The organism is Promicromonospora sukumoe 327MFSha3.1 (genome assembly GCF_000385135.1).
GTDB lineage: Bacteria > Actinomycetota > Actinomycetes > Actinomycetales > Cellulomonadaceae > Promicromonospora > Promicromonospora sukumoe_B.
The window spans coordinates 408,199-426,287 of the sequence record NZ_ARQM01000010.1 but is presented as its reverse complement, the minus strand read 5'-3'; the positions used below and the strand labels follow the sequence as shown (position 1 = coordinate 426,287).

The following is an 18,089-nucleotide window of genomic DNA, read 5'->3' as shown; positions in this document are numbered from 1 at the left end:
CAGCCGAACCGTATCCCCGGGCACGGGGCCCGTCCACGATTGAACTACCCATGGCCAAAGGTCAGGTCAGGCCGTATCTTGCCCGGCCGCGGGCGCCGGGGCGAACCGGGGGCCGTGCGCTCAGAAGGCCGGGTCGCGGACGATCGGGCAGGTCATGCAGTGGCCGCCGCCGCGGCCCCGCCCCAGCTCGGCGCCGTTGATCTCGATGACCTCGATGCCGGCCTTGCGGAGCAGGTCGTTGGTGGTGGTGTTGCGGTCGTACGTGAACACGACCCCGGGCTCCACCGCGACCGCGTTGTTCCCACTGTCCCACTGCTGACGCTCGGACTCGTACACGTCGCCGCCGGTCTCGATCACGCGCAGCTCGCCGAGCCCGGTCTCGCGCGCGACGACGTCGAGGAACGGGGTGTCGCCCTCGTCCGTGACGACGACCTCGCCGGCGCGCCGTCCTGAGCCTGTCGAAGGGCCGCCCGGCCGCAGCACGAAGGCGTGGATCGCCTCGACGATGCGGGGGTAGACGGTCACGGTGTCGACGTCGGCGAAGGTCATGACGGTGTCCAGGTGCATGGCCGAGCGCAGCTTGGGCATGCCCGCCACGACCACCTTCTGCGCCGCACCGCCCGCGAACAGGGCCGCGGCGACCTGCGTGATCGCCTGCCGGGAGGTGCGCTCGCTCATGCCCACCAGCACGGTGCCGTTGCCCACGGGCATCACGTCGCCGCCCTCGAGCGTGGCGCGCTGGTGGTCGGTCTCCGGGTCGCCCCACCAGACGGTGGACCCCACGAAGTCCGGGTGGAACTCGTAGACGGCCTTCATCAGCAGCGTCTCGTCGTGCCGGGCCGGCCAGTACAGGGGGTTGAGCGTCACGCCGCCGTAGAGCCAGCAGGTCGTGTCGCGGGTGAACAGGGTGTTGGGCACCGGCGCCATGAGGTACTCGCGGGCGTCCTGCGTGTACTCCGCGAGCGAGCGGTAGGCGGCCGGGAGGTCGGGCACGTCCTGCGTGGCCAGGCCGCCGATCAGGTGCTCGGCGAGCCGCTCCGGGGCCAGCGCCTCCAGGAACTCGCGGGTCGCGTCGATCATCCCGGTGCCGACCACACCCGGCACGATCTTGCGGTCCAGCAGCCAGTCCCGCGCCCCGGGCACCCGCATGGTCGCGGCGAGCACGTCGTGCAGCTCCACGACGTCGACGTCCCGGGCCCGCAGGTCGGCGACGAAGCCGGCATGGTGCTCGATCGCCCGGTCGACCCACAGGACGTCGTCGAACAGCAGCTCGTCCGAGGTGGTGGGCGTGAGCCGCCGGTGGGCCAGGCCCGGACGGCAGACCAGCACCTTGCGCAGGCGCCCCACCTCCGAGTGCACCCCGTAGGCCGCCGAGGGCCGCGTCGTGTCGTCGCTCTGGATCGTCATGGTGTTCCCTTTCAGACGGAGATCGCCTTCAGATGGAGATCGCGCCCGTGGCCAGGGCGACGACGCCGATCACCGCGCCGACCACCGACACGACGAAGATCACCAGCTCCCGCCCGCTGAACACGCGCCTGCCCTGCTCCCTGCGGGTCATCGCGAACAGGATCGTCGCGGGGGCGTAGATCACGAACGACAGCAGCACGAACGTGAGCCCGGCCGCGAACAGCAGGAACGCCGTGTAGAGGACGGCGAGCGCCGCGATCACCAGGTCGCCGGCGGTGCGGCTGCCCTCCGCCGGCCCGCCGCGGCCGAGCGCCAGCTTGAGCGCGAAGCCGGCCGCGAGCAGGAACGGGATGAGCGACAGGGCGCTGGTCAGGTCGAGCGCGAACGTGAACGCGTCCTCCGACAGCAGGGTGACGAACAGGACCACCTGGATCAGGACGGTCGTCATCAGGAGCGCGGCACGGGGCACGTCGTTCGCGTCCGACGTCGCGAGGAACCGCGGCATGTCCCGGTCCTTGGCCGCGACGAACAGCACCTCGGACGACATGAGCGTCCAGGCCAGGTAGGCGCCCAGCACCGAGACGATCAGGCCCACGCTCACGAACACGGCGCCCCAGCCGCCCACGGCGGCCTCCAGCACGCCCGCCATCGACGGCTGCCGCAGCTCCGCGATCTCCTGCATCGGGAGGATGCCGTAGGACACGATCGTCACCGAGGCGAAGATCGCGAGCACCATGAGGAAGCCCAGGACCGTCGCCCGGCCGACGTCCTCCCGGCGCCGTGCGTGCCGGGAGTAGACGCTCGCGCCCTCGACGCCGAGAAAGACGAACACCGTGGCGAGCATGGTGCCGCGGACCTGGTCGAACAGCGGGCCGGTGATGCCGTAGCCCTGGAAGTTCTCCGCGAGCACCTGGGGGTCCAGCAGGAAGGCCGCGATGAGCACGAACATGATGATCGGAACCAGCTTGGCGACGGTGACGATGCGGTTGATCGTCGTCGCCTCCTTCACCCCGCGGCGCACGAGCAGGTAGAACAGCCACACGCAGGCCGACGAGGCGACGAACGCGACGAGGGTGTCGCCCTCCCCGAGCACGGGCAGCACCGCGCCCAGCGTCGACATGATGAGGATCCAGTAGGTGACGTTGCCGACGCAGGCGCTCGCCCAGTACCCGAACGCGGAGAAGAAGCCGAGGTACTCGCCGAACCCGGCCTTCGCGTACGCGTAGACCCCGGAGTCGAGGTCGGGCTTGCGGATCGCGAGCCGCTGGAACACGAAGGCCAGCATGAGCATGCCGGTACCGGCGATCGTCCAGGAGATCAGCGCGCCCAGCACCCCGGTCTCGCCGGCGAACCGGCTCGGCAGCGAGAAGACGCCTGCACCCACCATGGAGCCCACGACCATGGCGGTCAGCGTGGCCACGCTGATCTTCGCCGTACGGCCCTGCGTGCTGCTCTCGGACTGCTGCGCCATCGCGAGACCCCCATGCGGTCGTGCACGGTCCGGTTGCCCGGTTTCACGTCCCCGTCGCACGCGCCCCCGCACGATGCTCCGGCAGTGCCATTAGAAACATGTCCGACAGAGGTCGGCAAAAGATGCTTCGGCGGTGCATGGCGGACCTGTGGCCCGCGTCGCAGCGCCCTCGCGCCCGCGTACGCCAGAATGGACCCGTGACTTCCGCGCTCGCCCCGACCCCGCTGCTCAAGCCCCTCCAGATCGGGCCCGTCACGGTGGGCACGCCGGTGGTGCTCGCACCGATGGCCGGCGTGACCAACCGCGCCTTCCGCACGCTCTGCCGCGAGGCCGGCCAGTCGGGCGGCTTCGACCCGGGCCTGTACGTCGCGGAGATGGTGACCAGCCGCGCGCTCGTGGAGCGCAACGTCGAGGCCCTGCGGATCGTCACCTTCGGCCCGGAGGAGACGCCGCGCTCGGCGCAGGTGTACGGCGTGGACCCGGCGACCGTGGGCGCGGCCGTGAAGATCATCGCGGGCGAGGACCGGGCCGACCACGTCGACCTGAACTTCGGCTGCCCGGTGCCCAAGGTGACGCGCAAGGGCGGCGGCGCCGCCCTGCCGTGGAAGAAGCAGCTCTTCACGGACATCGTCCGGGCCGCGGTCGAGGCCGCCGAGCCGCACGGCGTGCCCGTGACCATCAAGATGCGCAAGGGCATCGACGACGACCACCTGACCTACCTCGAGGCCGGCCGGATCGCGGAGTCGCTCGGCGTCGCCGCCGTCTCCCTGCACGCCCGCACCGCCGCCCAGCACTACTCCGGCCAGGCCGAGTGGGAGGCCATCGCGCGCCTCAAGGAGGCCGTACGCACCGTCCCGGTGCTCGGCAACGGTGACATCTGGTCCGCCGAGGACGCCGTGCGCATGGTCGAGGAGACCGGGGCCGACGGCGTCGTCGTGGGCCGCGGTTGCCAGGGGCGCCCGTGGCTGTTCGCCGACCTGGCCGCCGCGTTCAACGGCTCCGACCTGCGCGTGCGGCCCGGCCTGCGCGAGGTCGCCGACACGATCTACCGGCACGGCCTGCTCATGGTCGAGTACTTCGACGGCGACGAGGGCAAGGGCATGCGCGACCTGCGCAAGCACATGGCCTGGTACCTCAAGGGCTACGCCGTCGGCGGCGAGAAGCGGCACTCCCTCGCCCTGATCGACACCCTGGACGAGCTGCGCGAGCGGCTCGACGCCCTGGACCTGGACGCGCCGTACCCCGGCGAGGACGCCGAGGGCCCCCGCGGCCGCGCCGGCTCGCCCAAGACCCCGCACCTGCCGTACGGCTGGCTGGACTCGCGGGACCTGTCCGAGGAGTTCGAGGCCAAGCTGCGCGAGGCCGAGCTGAGCGTCAGCGGCGGCTGAACGGCGGGCGGCCGGGCCCGGCGTCCGCCACCCCGACCAGGTCCGTTACGCTCCTTCCGTGCTGTCCGACGTCGCGCGCCGTGTCAGCGTGCCCGAGATCAAGCCCACCACCGCCGACGACCCGCCCGAGATCGGCGGCTACGAGATCCGCGGCCGGCTGGGCCAGGGCGGCATGGGCGTGGTGTACCTCGGGGCGACCCGCAGCGGCCGCCTGCTCGCGATCAAGGTGATCCACCCGGAGCGCACCGGCGAGAGCGAGTTCCGGACCCGGTTCCGCCGCGAGGTGTCGGCCGCGACCCGGGTGCGCAGCCGCCGCACGGCGGCCGTCGTCGACTTCGACGTCGACGCGGCCACGCCGTGGCTGGCCACCGAGCACGTGCCAGGGCCCACCCTGGCGCACGCCATCGCCGAGCTGGGCAGCCTGCCCGAGGACGCCGTCCGCGAGCTCGTCCTGGGCCTCACCGAGGCCCTCGACGCGATCCACCGCGAGGGGCTCGTCCACCGGGACGTGAAGCCTACCAACGTGCTGCTCGGCCCCGACGGGCCGGTGCTGATCGACCTGGGCGTCGTCGCGGACGCCGACGCCACCTCGCTGACCACCACCGGAGCCCAGCCGGGGACGCCGCAGTTCATGTCGCCCGAGCAGGCCCGCGGCGAGGCCGTCGGCACCGCCACCGACGTGTGGTCGCTCGGCGCCGTCACCCACCTCGCGGCGTCCGGGACCCCGCCGTTCGGGACGGGCAGCCTGGCGTCGGTCACCTACCGGATCGTGCACGAGCCGCCCGCCCTCGACGTCGTGCCCGCCGGCCTGCGCGGCCTGGTGGCCGCGTGCCTGGCCAAGGACCCGGCCGCGCGCCCGACGACGGCGGCGGTGCTCGCCTCGCTCGCCCACCTGCCCTACGTGGAGCCCGAGGTCACGGGCCTGACGAGCGCCCGCCTGACCGGCGCGGACACGGTGCTGGGCGCGGGGTCGGAGCCGGCCGAGGAGTCGGCGGCTGTGCCGGACCGCCCGGAGGAGAACCCGCCGGGCCGGGTGCGGCGCCGGGTCCTGACCGGCCTGGTCGCGCTCGGCCTCGTGCTGGCCGGCGGCGGGGCCGCGGCGGCGCTCGTGCACTTCCTGGGACCCGACGACACGTCCGGCACGGTCGGGGCGCCCCAGGCCGACGGGTCCGCGCCCGCGGAGCCGTCCACCACGCCGAGCCCCAGCCCCAGCGCGTCGGAGCCGTCGAAGAAGCCGTCGCCCTCCCCCAGCGCGCCGTCCGCCACGCCCGTCGAGGAGCAGGAGACCGAACCCGCCGAGGAGCAGGCCGCCGCCCCCGCCCGGTTCCGCCCGGGCACCGTGTCGATCCCCGCGTCGGTCCAGGTGGGCCAGAAGATCACCGCGCAGGCGACCGGCTGGTCGCCGGAGCCGTCCGGCACCACGTGCGTGTGGAGCATCGGCGGCGAGGAACGGGACAACCTCGGGTCCTGCAGCTACACCGTCGCGCTCGGCGACGTGGGCAAGCCGGTCCAGGTCCGGCTGACCGGCACCCGGTCGGGATACGCCGAGGCCGCGGCGCTCTCCGACGCCACCGGCACGGTGCCGCAGCCCAGCGTGCCGCAGCCGAGCTGCTCGATCCTCCTGAGCCCGGGCAAGGAGAACTCCGGCTGGTTCGCCCACTGCGACGTCGACCAGGACCCGGACGTCACCTACACGTGGTCCTGGGTGGACGTCACCCGCGGCGAGACCATCAAGTGGGGAAACTACGCGCCCAGCCGGCGCATCTGGATCGGCGGCGGCCGGGCCGGCCACCAGGCGCGGGTGACGGTGACCGCGGAGCGGGACGGCTACCGCAGTGCCGAGTTCGGCAGGAACTTCACGCTGCCGGACGAGTGGGTCCCGGCCGGCCAGTAGCCGGCCCAGGGCGTCACAGCCAGCCGTTCTCCCGCGCGAGCCGCACCGCCTCGGCGCGCGTCCGCGCACCGGTCTTGCCCATGGCGGAGGACAGGTAGTTGCGCACCGTGCCCTCCGACAGGTGGGCCTCGCCCGCGACCTGGGCCACGGTCCCGCCGTCGGCCGCCAGGGTCAGCACCCGCGACTCCTGCTCGGTGAGCGGGCTGGCCCCCACGGTCAGCGACGCGACCGCCAGGTCGGGGTCCACCACGCGCAGGCCCGAGTGCACGCGGCGCACGGCGTCGGCGAGCTGGCCCGAAGGCGTGTCCTTGACGACGAACCCGGCGGCCCCCGCGTCGAGCGCGCGCCGCAGGTAGCCCGGGCGCCCGAACGTGGTCACGACGAGCGACCGGCAGCCGGGAACGTCCGCGGCGAGCGCGGCGGCCGCGGCGATCCCGTCCAGGCCGGGCATCTCGACGTCGAGCAGGGCGACGTCGGCCCCCGCCTCGCGCGCCGCCGGCACCACCTCGTCGCCGCGGCCCACCTGGGCCACGACCTCCAGGTCCGGCTCCAGGTCCAGCAGGGCGGCGAGCGCGCCGCGCACCAGGGCCTGGTCGTCGGCGAGCAGCAGGCGGATCATGCGGGGTCCTCTCCGTCGGCGTGCACCGCGAGGCGGAGGCCGCCCAGCGGGCTCGGCCCGGTCTCGACGACCAGGCCGGCGGCCGTGGCCCGTTCGGTCAGCCCCCGCAGCCCGTTCCCGCCCGACGACGCGGGCCGGTCCGGGGGCAGGCCACGCCCGTCGTCGTCCATGACGAGGCTCGCCGGGGTCAGGGCGACGACGACGCGGCGCGCGGCGGCGTGCCGGAGCACGTTCGTGGTGCCCTCGCGCAGCGCCCAGGCGAACACGTCGCGGTACTCCTCGGCGACGTCGTCGACCGTGCCGGGCAGCTCCGCGGCCAGGCCAGCGGCGTCGAAGGCCGAGCGGGCGGCGGCGAGCTCGCCCGCGAGCGTGACCTGCCGCTCGCCGGACACCATGCCGCGCATGTCCGCGAGCGCCGACCGCACGAGCGCCTGGATCTCGGTGAGCTCGGCCTCGGCCCGCTCGACGCCGGGGGCGCGGGCGGGGGCGCCGTCCTCGGCCGGTTCGCTGCGCAGGAGGCGGGCGGCGAGCTCGCCCTTCACGGACACGACGGTCAGGGAGTGGCCGAGGATGTCGTGCATGTCGCGGGAGATGCGGTCGCGTTCCTGGGCGACGGCGAGCGCGGCGACCTCCTCCTGCGCGAGGCGGAGCCGGCGGTTGCGCTCGGCGGCGCGGCGGAAGGCGTACATGGCGAGGGCGGCGAGCAGGGTGGTGAGCACGAGGCCGTCGTCGGGCTGCCAGCCGGCCACCACGCGGGGCAGCGCCACGAGCGCGAGCACGACGGCGGCGACGGCCGCGGCGGCGACGCGCGGGGAGGCGAGCACGACCACCGTGGTGCACACGAAGACGAGGCCGATCAGACCCGCCTGCCCGGCGGCGACCGCGACGAGCGCGACGCACGCGAGCTCGGCGAGGACGACGAGGGCGGCGGTGCGCCGCGTCGTCGTCCGGCCGGACCAGTGCCGCACGAAGGACCAGGCGAACAGGGCGGCGAGCCCGGCGACGCCGGCCAGCCCGGCCACGCGCAGCGGGACGGTCGCCGCGGCGGCGGCGTCGCGCAGCGGCACGGCGAGGAAGACGAGCCAGATCGCGGCGAGCAGCGGGCCGGTCCAGGCCCGCCGCGGCGCCGGGCCGGTGACGGGCCTGTCCGTGGGTTCGTTGTCGGTCGTCACGCGGTCATCCTCACACCCGGGCCGTGTCCGTGCGGAACCGCCAGGCGGCCCCGGCGAGGAAGATCGCGGCCCAGGCCACGATGTTGACCACGGCGACGACCTCGAGGGAGCCGCCGCCGAGCGGGGCGCGGGCGAGCTCGGCGAGGCCGAAGGTGGGCATGACCCGGGAGAGCGCGGCCATCGGGGTGCCGTCGCTGAAGGGCAGGAACAGGCCGCCGGCGAACGCCAGCGCCGTCAGGATGAGGTTGAGGTACTTGAGCACGCCGTCGGTGGGCAGGAGGTACCCCATGAGCAGGCCGAACGCTGCGAACACGAGCGAGCCGGCCCAGGCGGCGAGCGCGCACAGGACCCAGGCGGACACCGGCATCCGGGCACCCGCGAACGCGCCTGCCGCGAACGTGACGAGCACGGAGCCCGCGCCGAGGACCATCGAGGCGAGCACCTTGGCCTGCACGTAGGCCCACGGCGCGAGCGGGGTGAGGCGGAGCTGGCGGGTCCAGCCCTGGGCGCGCTCGACCGCCACTCCCGCGCCGCCCGACGTCGCCGTCAGCAGCGCGCCGTACAGCGCGACGGAGACCAGGAGCGAGGCCGTGAGGTTGGTGCCGGGAGCGATCTCGGTGGCCCTGTTCTCGGCGGAGGTGCCGGCCCACAGGAACACGGCGGGCGGGACGAGGAGCGAGAAGAGGACGGTGCGGCGGTCGCGGAGCATGCGGCGCAGCTCGAGCCGCAGGTAGGCGCGGATCGCGACGGGCTGGGAGACGGCGGTCATCGGGTGCCTCCTTCGGCGGGGGTGGCGGGTTCCTCGGTGAGGTCGAGGAAGACGTCCTCGAGGCTGCCGGACCCGGCCAGGGCCTTGACCTCGGCGACGGTGCCGTCCGCGACCAGGCGGCCCCGGCTGATCAGGACGACCCGGTCGGCGTAGGACTCGGCCTCCTGGAGGTAGTGCGTGGCGAACACGACGGTGCGGCCGGCCTCGGCGTCGTGCCGGATCGCGGTCCAGAAGTCGCGCCGCCCCCGCACGTCCATGCCGGTGGTGGGCTCGTCGAGCAGGAGGAGGTCGGGCTCGGAGACCAGGGCCATCGCGAACCGCAGGCGCTGCTGCTGGCCGCCGGAGCACTTGCCGACCGGGCGGTCGGCGAGGTCGGCGATCCCGGCGCGCTCCAGGAACGGCCCGGCCGGGCTCGTGCGGCCGAACAGGGCGGCGGTGAGCTCGACGCTCTCCCCCACCGTGATGTCGCGCAGGAGGCCGCCGGTCTGCATGACCGCGGCGACCTGGCCGTCGGCGATGGCCCGGGCCGGCTCCTTGCCGAACACGCGGACCGTCCCCGACGTGGGCGCTGCCAGGCCGAGCACCAGGTCGACGGTGGTGGTCTTGCCGGCGCCGTTGGGCCCCAGGAAGGCCACCACCTCACCGGGCCGGACCGCGAGGTCCAGCCCGTCGACGGCGCGGACGGTGCCCCCGGCGCCGCGGAACTCCTTGGCGAGGCCCCTGGCCTCGATGGCGTAGCTGCTGGTCGGTGTCATGCCTCCACCCTGCTGGGGCGCCGCGGGCGGTACCGCTGCCGGGTGTCACCAGGTCGGGATGACATCCGTCATGTCGCCTCCCGGCGGCGGCACCCGGCCCATGATCGACGAGGCCATGACGATCCCCGGCTCGTCCCGGCCCGCCGCCGGCTCACGGTCCCGCAGGAGCGCGGCGCCGTCGTTCGCCCACACGAAGCCGGGGCGGCCGGACGCCGTCCGGTACAGCGCGTCGAGGTGGTCCGGGTGGCGCTCGGCGAGCAGGCCCAGCACCCACGACGGCGCGTCCGGGTCGGCGAGCACCTGCGCGAGCCTCCGGGGCTTCCACGGCAGCAGGGGCGCGGTGTGCACCTCGCGGAGCTGCGCGTACCAGTCGAGCATCCGCAGCCCCCGCACCGGGTGGTGCACCAGGGCGAACGTCGCGTCGTCGGGGTCCGCGGCGTCGTCGGGCAGCCAGCGCGCGTCGCGCAGGGCGCCGAACAGGGCGAACTCCTCCGCGGGGGCGCCGATCCGGTCCTTGAACCGCAGGCAGCAGTCCAGGACGTGCGACGCCGTGCCCTCCACCACGACGTCCCCGAACAGGTCCCGGAAGGCGCGGTGGTGGTCGGCGACGAGCTCGCGGGCGCGGGCGAGCGTGCGCGGGTTGCGGTAGGCCGGGCAGGGCGACGACGTCAGCAGCGCGACGACGGCGCGCACCACGCCCTCGATGACGTCCGGCGAGAAGACCGCCGGGGTGCCCGCGAAGATCCAGGCCGCGCCGACCGGCAGGACCCGCCCGGACAGCGGCAGCCCGGGGACCAGCGCGACCGAGCGGATCTCGGAGCGGCCCGTGAAGACCCGGTACTCCAGGTCGTCCTCCAGGTTGTGCAGCACCGCGTGCTCGTCCACCAGGTCGGTCACGACGAAGTAGCCGAGCACCCCGCCGTCGCGCCACTGCTCCAGCAGCGCGCGCTCGGCGTCGTCGATCACGAGGCCCGCCGGGGCTGTACCGTCGTCCCCGGGAGCGGGGCCCGGCCCGGCGGCCGGGGCCTCCCCGAGCAGTCGCCGGACGAGGGAACCGCCCGTCTCCCGCGGCCCGGCGTGCACCAGCATGTCGGTGGCGCAGGCCCGCGTCACCTCGTCGTACTGCTCGGGGTCCACGTCGCTCACCCGCACGGGCGACTCGGTGCGGACGTAGGCGACCTGGCGCGCCACGGCGTCGGCGTTGGCCGGCCGGAGCACGTGCCGGACCAGCCGGTGGGCGAGCCGGGTCGCGAGATCGAGGCGCTCGCGCAAGGTCAGCAGGCCGAGCGCGGCGGCCGGTTCCGGGGCGGCGGAAAGCGTTGAAGTCATAGCGTCATCATTCGGCAGGAACTATGATCCTGCTTGATCACCCGGGATCATCTGTGGATAACTTTTAGCCCCGATTCGAGCGCCCGGGAAGATCGTTCGATAAAAGATTGAGGTCGATCTTCGGCGTGAAGAGCGCATAGGACGCAAAGTAGACGAAGATCAGCCTTGCACCATCCCAACCGTCACTCACCTGTTCTGACCGAAAGGGACTTACCCAACATGGCATCGGAGAAACGTCCCCGACGCGTTCCGGCGGTCATCGCCGACACGCGGAGGAACCCGGGCTTCGCCCTGGGTGCCTTCGGGCTCTCGGCCTGGGCCTACATCGGCATGTCGCACACCATCGCTGCCTATGAGGGCCCGCGGCTCGGCTACGCGCTCGGCGTCGCCTACGAGGCACTGGTGATCGGTCTCGCCTGGGAGGGCCGCCGCCGCGCGGACCGCGCGCTCGAGACCGGCCGCCCGGTGTCCGGGCACGCCCGCTGGCTCGGCGGCGCGATCGTCGTCGGCATCCTCTCCGGCGCGCTCGCCGCCTGGCACGGCTGGCTGCTCGGAGAGGGCATCTTCGCCATCTCCCGCGCCGTCGCGCCCGTCCTGGCCGCGGTCGCGGTCCACCTCTTCTTCCAGTCGGCCTCCAGCTCGCGCGCCCTCGACCGGGCCGCGGAGATCCACAACGACCGCCAGACGGCCGTCCTGGACATGCTCGACGCGGTGCGGCTCGCGCAGATCGCCCCCGAGGAGGAGCGCGCGGCCCGCATCGCCGACGTGAACGCCGCGGTGGGCCGGGTCCACCGGCACGTGCCCGCGGCCGTGACCGCGGAGGTGACGCGCCCACACCTGGAGTCGGAGCGCACCATCCGCGACGTCGTCCAGGAGGCCGCGACGCTGGCCGGTGAGTGGATGCCGGAGCCCGACGCGCCCCGGCGGACGCCGGAGGAGGCGGCCGCCCGCGCCGCCGCCCTGACCGAGATGGTGCTGCCGAAGCTCGCGCTGCCCATCAACCCGGAGGACGGGAGCCCGGTCGAGGGGGTCCTGGCCGAGGAGGCCCCTGTCCAGGAGGCCCGCGTCGAGGAGACTCCCGCGGAGGCCGCCCAGGCCCCGGCCGAGGTCGCCGAGACGATCAGCGCCGAGCGGCTCCACCTGCAGGACAAGTACGCGCCCGTGAAGGCGGACCGCACCGCCCTGCCGGTCAGCCAGCCCGTGGAGGCGCCCGTCGCCGACTGGGAGGAGCTCTCCACCGAGGTCGCGGCGTCCCCGGCCCCCGCGCCCGTCGCGGCGCCCGCGGAGCAGGCACCGGCGCTCACCACGGCGCAGATCAGCGAGATCCGCGTGCTGCGGTGGGCCCAGAACCTGAGCATCGAGGAGGTCGCGGCGCGTCTCGGCGTGCCCATCGCCTCGGTGAACCGGTACGCCCCGAGCACGGACCCGACCACCGAGACGGGTTCCCTCATGGCCATCCCGGCGGCCGCCTCCTGAGCGGTTCCTGATCCGGCCCCCCGGCGGGGCCGACGACGACGGCCCGGCCCCACGCGCGTGACGCGTGGAGCCGGGCCGTCGCCCGTCCGGCGGGAGCAGGTGCCGGTCAGGGCCGGTCAGCCGAAGTTGACGCCCTGCGCCAGCGGCAGCTCGGTCGAGTAGTTCACCGTGTTCGTCGCCCGGCGCATGTACTGCTTCCACGCGTCCGAGCCGGACTCGCGGCCGCCGCCGGTCGACTTCTCGCCGCCGAACGCGCCGCCGATCTCCGCGCCGGAGGTGCCGATGTTGACGTTCACGATGCCGCAGTCGGAGCCGACCTCGGACAGGAACGTCTCCGCCTCGCGCACGTCCAGCGTGAAGATCGAGGACGACAGGCCCTGCGGGACGTCGTTGTGCACGGCGATCGCCTCGGACAGCTCCGAGTAGGTCAGCACGTACAGGATCGGCGCGAACGTCTCGCGCCTGACGACGTCGGCCTGCTCCGGCATCCGGATGATCGCCGGGTGCACGTACGCGGCGTCCTCCGCGCCCGGGACGGAGACGGCGGTGCCGCCCACGACCAGCTCGCCGCCCGCGGTGACGGCCTCGTCGACGGCGGCCAGCATGCGGTCGCGCGCGCCGGCGTCGACCAGCGGGCCCACCAGGGTGCCCTCGGTGCGCGGGTCGCCCACGGGCAGGCCGGTGTAGACCTTCGCGAGCCGCGCGACGACGTCGTCCACGATCGACTCGTGCACGATCAGGCGGCGCAGCGAGGTGCAGCGCTGCCCGGCCGTGCCCGCCGCGGAGAACACCGCGCCGCGCACGGCGAGGTCGAGGTCCGCCGACGGCGCGACGATCGCCGCGTTGTTGCCGCCCAGCTCCAGCAGGTACTTGCCGCCGCGGGCCGCGACGACGGGCGCGACCTGCTGGCCCATGCGCTCCGAACCGGTCGCGGAGACGAGCGCGACGCGCGGGTCGGCCACCAGGGCCTCGCCGGCCTCGCGGTCGCCGAGCAGGAGCTGCGCGACGCCGGCCGGGAAGCCGGCCTCGGCCAGCGCCCGGTCGAGCAGCGCGGCCGCGCCGACGGCGGACAGCAGCGTCTTCTCGCTCGGCTTCCACACCACGGTGTCGCCGCAGACCAGCGCGACGGCCGTGTTCCACGACCACACCGCGACCGGGAAGTTGAACGCGCTGATCACGCCGACGACGCCCATCGGGTGCCACGTCTCCATCAGGCGGTGGCCCGGCCGCTCGGACGGCATGGTGCGGCCGCCGACCTGCCGGGAGAGCCCGACGGCGAAGTCGCAGATGTCGATCATCTCCTGGACCTCGCCCAGGGCCTCGCTGGTGATCTTGCCCGCCTCGATGGTGACGAGCTCCGCGAGGTCGGCCTTGTGCTCGGTGAGCAGCTCGCCCAGGCGCTTGACGACCTGACCGCGCACCGGCGCGGGCACCGAGCGCCACGTCGTGAACGCCTCGGCGGCCTCGCCGACGGCGGTGGCGGCCTCGGGGGCGCCGTCGCGGCGCAGCTCCAGCAGCGTCTGCCCGGACAGGGGCGACACGACGGGCAGGCCCGTGCCGGCGGGCACGGTGGCGCCCAGCCGCTCCAGGGCGGCCAGCGCGGTGTCGCGCAGCTCGGTCGTCAGCGGGCTGTCGGTGGTGGTGCTGGTCATCGCGTTGCTCCCGTTGTGCGGTGGGTGGTGGTGAGGGTGGCCGGGTCGACGCCGAGGGTCTCGGCGGCGGCGGTCAGGGACCTGGCCACCTGGTCGGCGTACAGGTCGAAGGGGTCGTTCAGGTCGCGGCCGAGCGCGCCTGCCATCCAGTCTGCGTCACGCTCGGTGCCCTCCTGGCTGGCGTCCTTGGCGCCGTCGGAGGTCAGGTTGGACTGGAAGATGCCGGCCGCGGAGCGGGGCAGGAAGTCCTCGTAGACGATCGGCTGGCGGACGACGGCGGGGACGCGCGACTCGCGGGTTGAGCCTGTCGAAACCTGGGTCTCGACAGGCTCGACCACCGGTTCGTAGGTGAACCAGCCGAGCTCCTGGTCGGCGAGCGCCGCCTCGGTCGTGGGAAAGGTCTTCTGCCAGACGGCGCGCGCGAGCTGCTGGCGCTGCGCCTCCGTGAAGCCCGGGTCGTCGGCGCGGGCCGCGGCGGCGGCCTCGTCGATCTCGACCACGGCGGCGTCGTACGCGGCGCGGCCGGCGCGGGTCAGGGCGATGCCGCGGGCCTCGACCTCGCCGAACCGCACGCGCAGGGCGTCGCTGATGATCTCGCCGTCGGCGGTGCGGAAGGTGCGGGGCTCGGCGAGCGCGCGGAACGACGTCTGGCGCAGCAGCACGTCCGGGCCCTCCCAGTCCGGCGGGCCCTGGATCGCGTCGATCATCGTGATGCCGCGGGCCTCCATGCGCGCGTACAGGTCGTCGATGTCGAGCACGCGGGGCGTGAGGTGGTTGATGTGCGTGGAGGCGATGCCGCCGATGTCGGCCGCCACGGCGCTGACCGCCTCCAGCTCGCGGTACCAGGCCTGGTCCACGGGCTCGGCGGACAGCTCGAACGCGGCGGTGGCCAGGCGCAGGAACTCGGCAGCCTGGTCCTCGGGGAGGCCGCCCTCGGCCTCGGCGCGGTCGGCGAGGGCGAGCAGCTCGGGGCCGAACAGGGTGCGGGCGCCGAGGAAGTTCTCCAGCCGCTGCTCCAGGTCGGCGGTGAAGAACCGGCGGTCGGCGGTCACCAGCATCGACGTGAAGACGCGGAACGGGTTGCGGGCCAGCTCGGACCGCTCGATCGGGCGGAACGCCGTGGAGATCACGGGCACCGAGCTGGACGACGCGTCCCGCAGGTCGTAGAAGCCGACCGGGCGCATACCCATGGCGCCGAAGATCCGCGCGACCTGCGCCATCTCGGTGGGGGTACCCACCCGGATGGCGCCGTGCCGCTCCGCGGTGACGCGCGCGATGGAGCCGAGCCGCTCGGCGTCAGCGCCGTGCTGCGTCACGAAGTCCGCGTTGACCTCGTGCGACACGTCGAGCAGCGTCGTGTACGCGGGCACCTCCTTGCCGTACATGTCCGAGAGGCTGCGCGCGAACGCGGCCCGCAGCTGCCAGGGTTCGAGGAACGCCGGTGCCGGCATCGGTCTCTCCTTGTCCTTCAGATGATGTTCGCCTCAGGGCCTCGTCGCCCTGGGCTCGTGGTGCGGGTGCTGGTGGTGGGCGGGGTGGGCTCGTCGTCCGCGGCGAACCGGTCCGCGCCGAACCCGGACACGTCGATCGCCGGGGTGCGGCCGGCGTACAGGTCCCGCACCACCTCGCCGACGGCGGGGGCCTGCAGGAACCCGTGCCCGGAGAAGCCCGTGGCGTACAGCACGCGGCCGGGCACGCCGGTGGCCTCGCCGATCAGGGCGTTGTGGTCCGGCGTCATCTCGTAGAGCCCGGCCCAGCCGCGCGCGACCGGCACGTCGGTCAGCCCGGGCGCGCAGCCCTCGATCGCCTCGCGCAGCAGCGGCAGCCAGCCCGGGTCGTAGGTGCGCTCGAACGCGATCGGCGTCTCGGGGTCCGCGATGCCGAGCAGCAGGCCGCCGGGCTCCGCGTTGTGGAAGTAGAACGTGGTGCCGTAGTCGATCGTGAACGGGATGCGCGGCGGGGCCGGGTCCAGCCGCGGCGTGAACCCGATCTGCCGCCGGTAGGGGTCCACGGGCAGGTCGAGGCCCGCCTTCGTGGCCAGGTCGCGCGTCCACGCCCCGGTGCAGAGCACGACGGCGCCCGTGCGCACCCGGCCCTGGTCGGTCCAGACGGCGACGACGGCGTCACCCCGGGTCTCGACGTCCTGCACGGTCACGTGGGTGCGGACGGTCGCACCGTGCCGCTCGGCGCCGGCCGCGTAGCCCTCGACGACGGCGTGGGGGTACGCGAACCCGTCGCGCGCGGCGTACGCGGCCCCGGTGTAGCGGTCGGCGTCGACGTACGGGTTCAGCCGGCGCACCTCGTCGTGGCCGAGCATGCGGCTGGCGACGCCGTGCTCGTTCTGCATGGCGACCGACTCCTCGAACAGCGCGACGTCGTCGGCGTCCGGCAGGAGGAACAGGTAGCCCGGCTGCTGCAGCCCGATGTCCGCGCCGGGGCGGACGGCGAAGTCCTCGTACAGGTCCAGGCTGCGGTCGCCCAGGTCGACGTTGGCCGGGTCGGAGAACTGCGCGCGCACTCCCCCGATGGGCTTGCCCGAGCTGCCCGAGGCGAGCTCGTCGGCCTCCAGGAGGAGCACGTCCACGCCGTCCTCGGCGAGGTGGAACGCCACCGACGCGCCGAGCGCGCCGCCGCCGACCACCACCACCTCGGCGCGGGCGGGCAGCGGGCCCCGGCGGTCCGTGGGGCGCCGTGGTGAGGTCATGCACGCATCCTGCCACGCGCTCCGGCCGAGATGGGCCGACACCGGAATTGTTCTTGCGACAAGCCCCGAACTCGGTGGAATCAGGTGCTGAAGCGGCCCGCGTGCGCCGTCAGATCATTGTGCGCGCGTCACCGTGCGGCGGCGCGGCAGTCCGCGCACGTGCCCCACAGCTCGATCGTGTGCTCGATGTCGTCGAAGCCCTGCGCGGCGGCCACCTTCGAGGCCCAGGCCTCGACCGTGGGACCGTCGATCTCGACGGTGCGGCCGCACATGCGGCACACCAGGTGATGGTGGTGCTCGCGGCGGGCGCAGCGGCGGTACAGGCTCTCGCCGTCCTCCGCGCGCAGCACGTCCACCTCGCTCGCCTCCGCGAGCGCCTGGAGCGCCCGGTAGACGGTGGCCAGGCCCACGGACTCGCCGCGGGCACGCAGGGCCTCGTGCAGCTGCTGGGCCGAGCGGAAGTCCGCCATCTCGTCGAGGGCCTCGACGACGGCGGTGCGCTGGCGGGTCATGCGTGCGGCCATCAGCGGCACTCCTTCGCGGCGGCGGCCGCACGTTCGGTGGCGGCCGCGGGCAGGTCGACGTCGTCGGGCAGGTCGGGGTGCGGGTCGTGCACGGGGCGCCGCCGGCCCAGCAGCGGCGCCAGCATGGAGACCACCGCGTACACCCCGATGGCGAGCACCACGATAGTCGCGCCGGGCGAGACGTTGTACCAGTACGTGATGCTCAGGCCCGTCACACAGACCACGACGCCGACGACGCTCGCGGTGAGCATGGTGCGCCCGAACGCGTGCGTGACCTGCTGGGCGATCGCGACGGGCACGATCATGAGCGCGCTGACCAGCAGCAGGCCCACGACGCGCATGGCCACGGTCACGGTCAGCGCGGAGACGACGGCGACCACCACGTTCAGCGCCCAGACGGGCAGGCCCGAGGCCGTGGCGAAGTCCTCGTCGTGGCTGACGGCGAACAGCGCGTGCCGCAGCCCGACGCCTACGGTCAGCACAACGAGCGAGAGCACGACGGTGAGCCAGAGGTCGGCGTCGGACACGGTGGAGATCGAGCCGAACAGGTACTGCATCAGGTTGCCCGAGGAGCCGCCCGCGATGCCGATGAGCAGCACGCCGCCGGCTATGCCGCCGTAGAACATGATGGCCAGCGCGAGGTCGCCCGAGGTGCGGCCGCGCCGGCGGACCACCTCGATGAGCACGGAGCCGACCACCGCGGCGACCACGGCGCCGGGGATGGCAAGGGCGTCGTTGGGCGTCAGGCCCATGCCCGCGCCCACGAGCCAGCCCAGCGCGACGCCGGTCAGGGCCACGTGCCCGATGCCGTCGCCGAGCAGGGAGAGCTTGCGCTGCACCAGGTAGGTGCCGACCACGGGGGCCGTGACGCCCACCAGGAGCGCGGCGATGAGCGCCCGCTGCATGAACGGGTCGGTCAGCATGAGCAT

At 74.0% G+C, this 18,089-nt stretch carries 15 protein-coding genes; 3 read left to right on the top strand and 12 right to left on the bottom strand.

Features of this window, described 5'->3' with window-relative positions:
- Positions 1-120 precede the first annotated feature (120 nt).
- The gene (locus H291_RS0105570; RefSeq protein WP_020013990.1) at positions 121-1,407 is read right to left on the bottom strand and encodes an arginine deiminase; all 1,287 of its coding nucleotides are present in this window, start codon (positions 1,405-1,407) and stop codon (positions 121-123) included.
- A 28-nt stretch (positions 1,408-1,435) separates the two neighbouring features.
- The gene (locus tag H291_RS0105565) at positions 1,436-2,878 is read right to left on the bottom strand and encodes a basic amino acid/polyamine antiporter (protein ID WP_020013989.1); all 1,443 of its coding nucleotides are present in this window, start codon (positions 2,876-2,878) and stop codon (positions 1,436-1,438) included.
- Between the two features lie 197 nt (positions 2,879-3,075).
- On the opposite strand from H291_RS0105565, the gene dusB reads away from it, so the two are divergent.
- Together dusB and H291_RS32290 are read left to right on the top strand one after the other, a co-directional pair.
- A complete protein-coding gene (gene dusB, locus H291_RS0105560; RefSeq protein WP_020013988.1) occupies positions 3,076-4,266 on the top strand; it encodes a tRNA dihydrouridine synthase DusB in 1,191 nt (396 codons plus the stop codon).
- Positions 4,267-4,324: 58 nt separating this feature from the next.
- Positions 4,325-6,160 (top strand): serine/threonine-protein kinase, encoded by a 1,836-nt coding sequence (locus H291_RS32290; protein ID WP_051109386.1) that lies wholly within the window; start codon positions 4,325-4,327, stop codon positions 6,158-6,160.
- A 13-nt stretch (positions 6,161-6,173) separates the two neighbouring features.
- Here H291_RS32290 and H291_RS0105550 read toward each other — a convergent pair whose 3' ends face one another.
- The 5 genes from H291_RS0105550 to H291_RS0105530 are packed head-to-tail and all read right to left on the bottom strand — an operon-like array spanning position 6,174 to position 10,804.
- The gene (locus H291_RS0105550) at positions 6,174-6,779 is read right to left on the bottom strand and encodes a response regulator transcription factor (protein ID WP_020013987.1); all 606 of its coding nucleotides are present in this window, start codon (positions 6,777-6,779) and stop codon (positions 6,174-6,176) included.
- Complete coding sequence (locus H291_RS28830; RefSeq protein ID WP_020013986.1) at positions 6,776-7,951, bottom strand: sensor histidine kinase; 1,176 nt, start codon at positions 7,949-7,951, stop codon at positions 6,776-6,778. The genes H291_RS0105550 and H291_RS28830 overlap by 4 nt, the downstream gene beginning before the upstream one ends.
- A 10-nt stretch (positions 7,952-7,961) precedes the next feature.
- A complete protein-coding gene (locus H291_RS0105540; protein ID WP_020013985.1) occupies positions 7,962-8,720 on the bottom strand; it encodes an ABC transporter permease in 759 nt (252 codons plus the stop codon).
- A complete protein-coding gene (locus tag H291_RS0105535; protein ID WP_020013984.1) occupies positions 8,717-9,475 on the bottom strand; it encodes an ABC transporter ATP-binding protein in 759 nt (252 codons plus the stop codon). Before H291_RS0105535 ends, H291_RS0105540 begins: the two co-directional genes overlap by 4 nt.
- Before the next feature lie 45 nt (positions 9,476-9,520).
- Positions 9,521-10,804, bottom strand: coding sequence for a hypothetical protein (locus tag H291_RS0105530; protein WP_020013983.1), 1,284 nt, complete (start codon positions 10,802-10,804; stop codon positions 9,521-9,523).
- Positions 10,805-11,023: 219 nt separating this feature from the next.
- Here H291_RS0105530 and H291_RS32285 point away from each other — a divergent pair, with 219 nt between their 5' ends.
- Positions 11,024-12,280 carry a hypothetical protein gene (locus tag H291_RS32285; protein WP_026365429.1) on the top strand — a complete coding sequence of 419 codons (1,257 nt, stop codon included), beginning with the start codon at positions 11,024-11,026 and terminating at the stop codon, positions 12,278-12,280.
- A 116-nt stretch (positions 12,281-12,396) separates the two neighbouring features.
- On the opposite strand, the gene amaB is transcribed toward H291_RS32285, so the two are convergent.
- The 5 genes from amaB to H291_RS0105500 form a co-directional block, all read right to left on the bottom strand.
- Complete coding sequence (gene amaB, locus H291_RS0105520) at positions 12,397-13,932, bottom strand: L-piperidine-6-carboxylate dehydrogenase (RefSeq protein ID WP_020013982.1); 1,536 nt, start codon at positions 13,930-13,932, stop codon at positions 12,397-12,399.
- Entirely contained in the window at positions 13,929-15,383 is a 1,455-nt protein-coding gene (gene hglS / locus H291_RS0105515; RefSeq protein ID WP_020013981.1) for a 2-oxoadipate dioxygenase/decarboxylase, read from the bottom strand. The genes amaB and hglS overlap by 4 nt, the downstream gene beginning before the upstream one ends.
- A gap of 17 nt (positions 15,384-15,400) precedes the next feature.
- Positions 15,401-16,636, bottom strand: coding sequence for an NAD(P)/FAD-dependent oxidoreductase (locus tag H291_RS0105510; protein WP_020013980.1), 1,236 nt, complete (start codon positions 16,634-16,636; stop codon positions 15,401-15,403).
- Positions 16,637-16,764: 128 nt separating this feature from the next.
- Positions 16,765-17,160, bottom strand: a complete 396-nt coding sequence (locus H291_RS0105505) for a Fur family transcriptional regulator (RefSeq protein ID WP_020013979.1) — start codon at positions 17,158-17,160, stop codon at positions 16,765-16,767.
- The gene (locus H291_RS0105500; protein ID WP_033326165.1) at positions 17,160-18,089 is read right to left on the bottom strand and encodes a metal ABC transporter permease; all 930 of its coding nucleotides are present in this window, start codon (positions 18,087-18,089) and stop codon (positions 17,160-17,162) included. The genes H291_RS0105505 and H291_RS0105500 overlap by 1 nt, the downstream gene beginning before the upstream one ends.

Coding starts and splice junctions, on each gene's coding strand:
- H291_RS0105570 (WP_020013990.1), bottom strand. CDS start 1,407: ATGACGATCCAGAGCGACGACACGACGCGGCCCTCGGCGGCCTACGGG.
- H291_RS0105565 (WP_020013989.1), bottom strand. CDS start 2,878: ATGGCGCAGCAGTCCGAGAGCAGCACGCAGGGCCGTACGGCGAAGATC.
- H291_RS0105550 (WP_020013987.1), bottom strand. CDS start 6,779: ATGATCCGCCTGCTGCTCGCCGACGACCAGGCCCTGGTGCGCGGCGCG.
- H291_RS0105540 (WP_020013985.1), bottom strand. CDS start 8,720: ATGACCGCCGTCTCCCAGCCCGTCGCGATCCGCGCCTACCTGCGGCTC.
- H291_RS0105535 (WP_020013984.1), bottom strand. CDS start 9,475: ATGACACCGACCAGCAGCTACGCCATCGAGGCCAGGGGCCTCGCCAAG.
- H291_RS0105530 (WP_020013983.1), bottom strand. CDS start 10,804: ATGACTTCAACGCTTTCCGCCGCCCCGGAACCGGCCGCCGCGCTCGGC.
- H291_RS32285 (WP_026365429.1), top strand. CDS start 11,024: ATGGCATCGGAGAAACGTCCCCGACGCGTTCCGGCGGTCATCGCCGAC.
- amaB (WP_020013982.1), bottom strand. CDS start 13,932: ATGACCAGCACCACCACCGACAGCCCGCTGACGACCGAGCTGCGCGAC.
- hglS (WP_020013981.1), bottom strand. CDS start 15,383: ATGCCGGCACCGGCGTTCCTCGAACCCTGGCAGCTGCGGGCCGCGTTC.
- H291_RS0105510 (WP_020013980.1), bottom strand. CDS start 16,636: ATGACCTCACCACGGCGCCCCACGGACCGCCGGGGCCCGCTGCCCGCC.
- H291_RS0105505 (WP_020013979.1), bottom strand. CDS start 17,160: ATGGCCGCACGCATGACCCGCCAGCGCACCGCCGTCGTCGAGGCCCTC.
- H291_RS0105500 (WP_033326165.1), bottom strand. CDS start 18,089: ATGCTCATGCTGACCGACCCGTTCATGCAGCGGGCGCTCATCGCCGCG.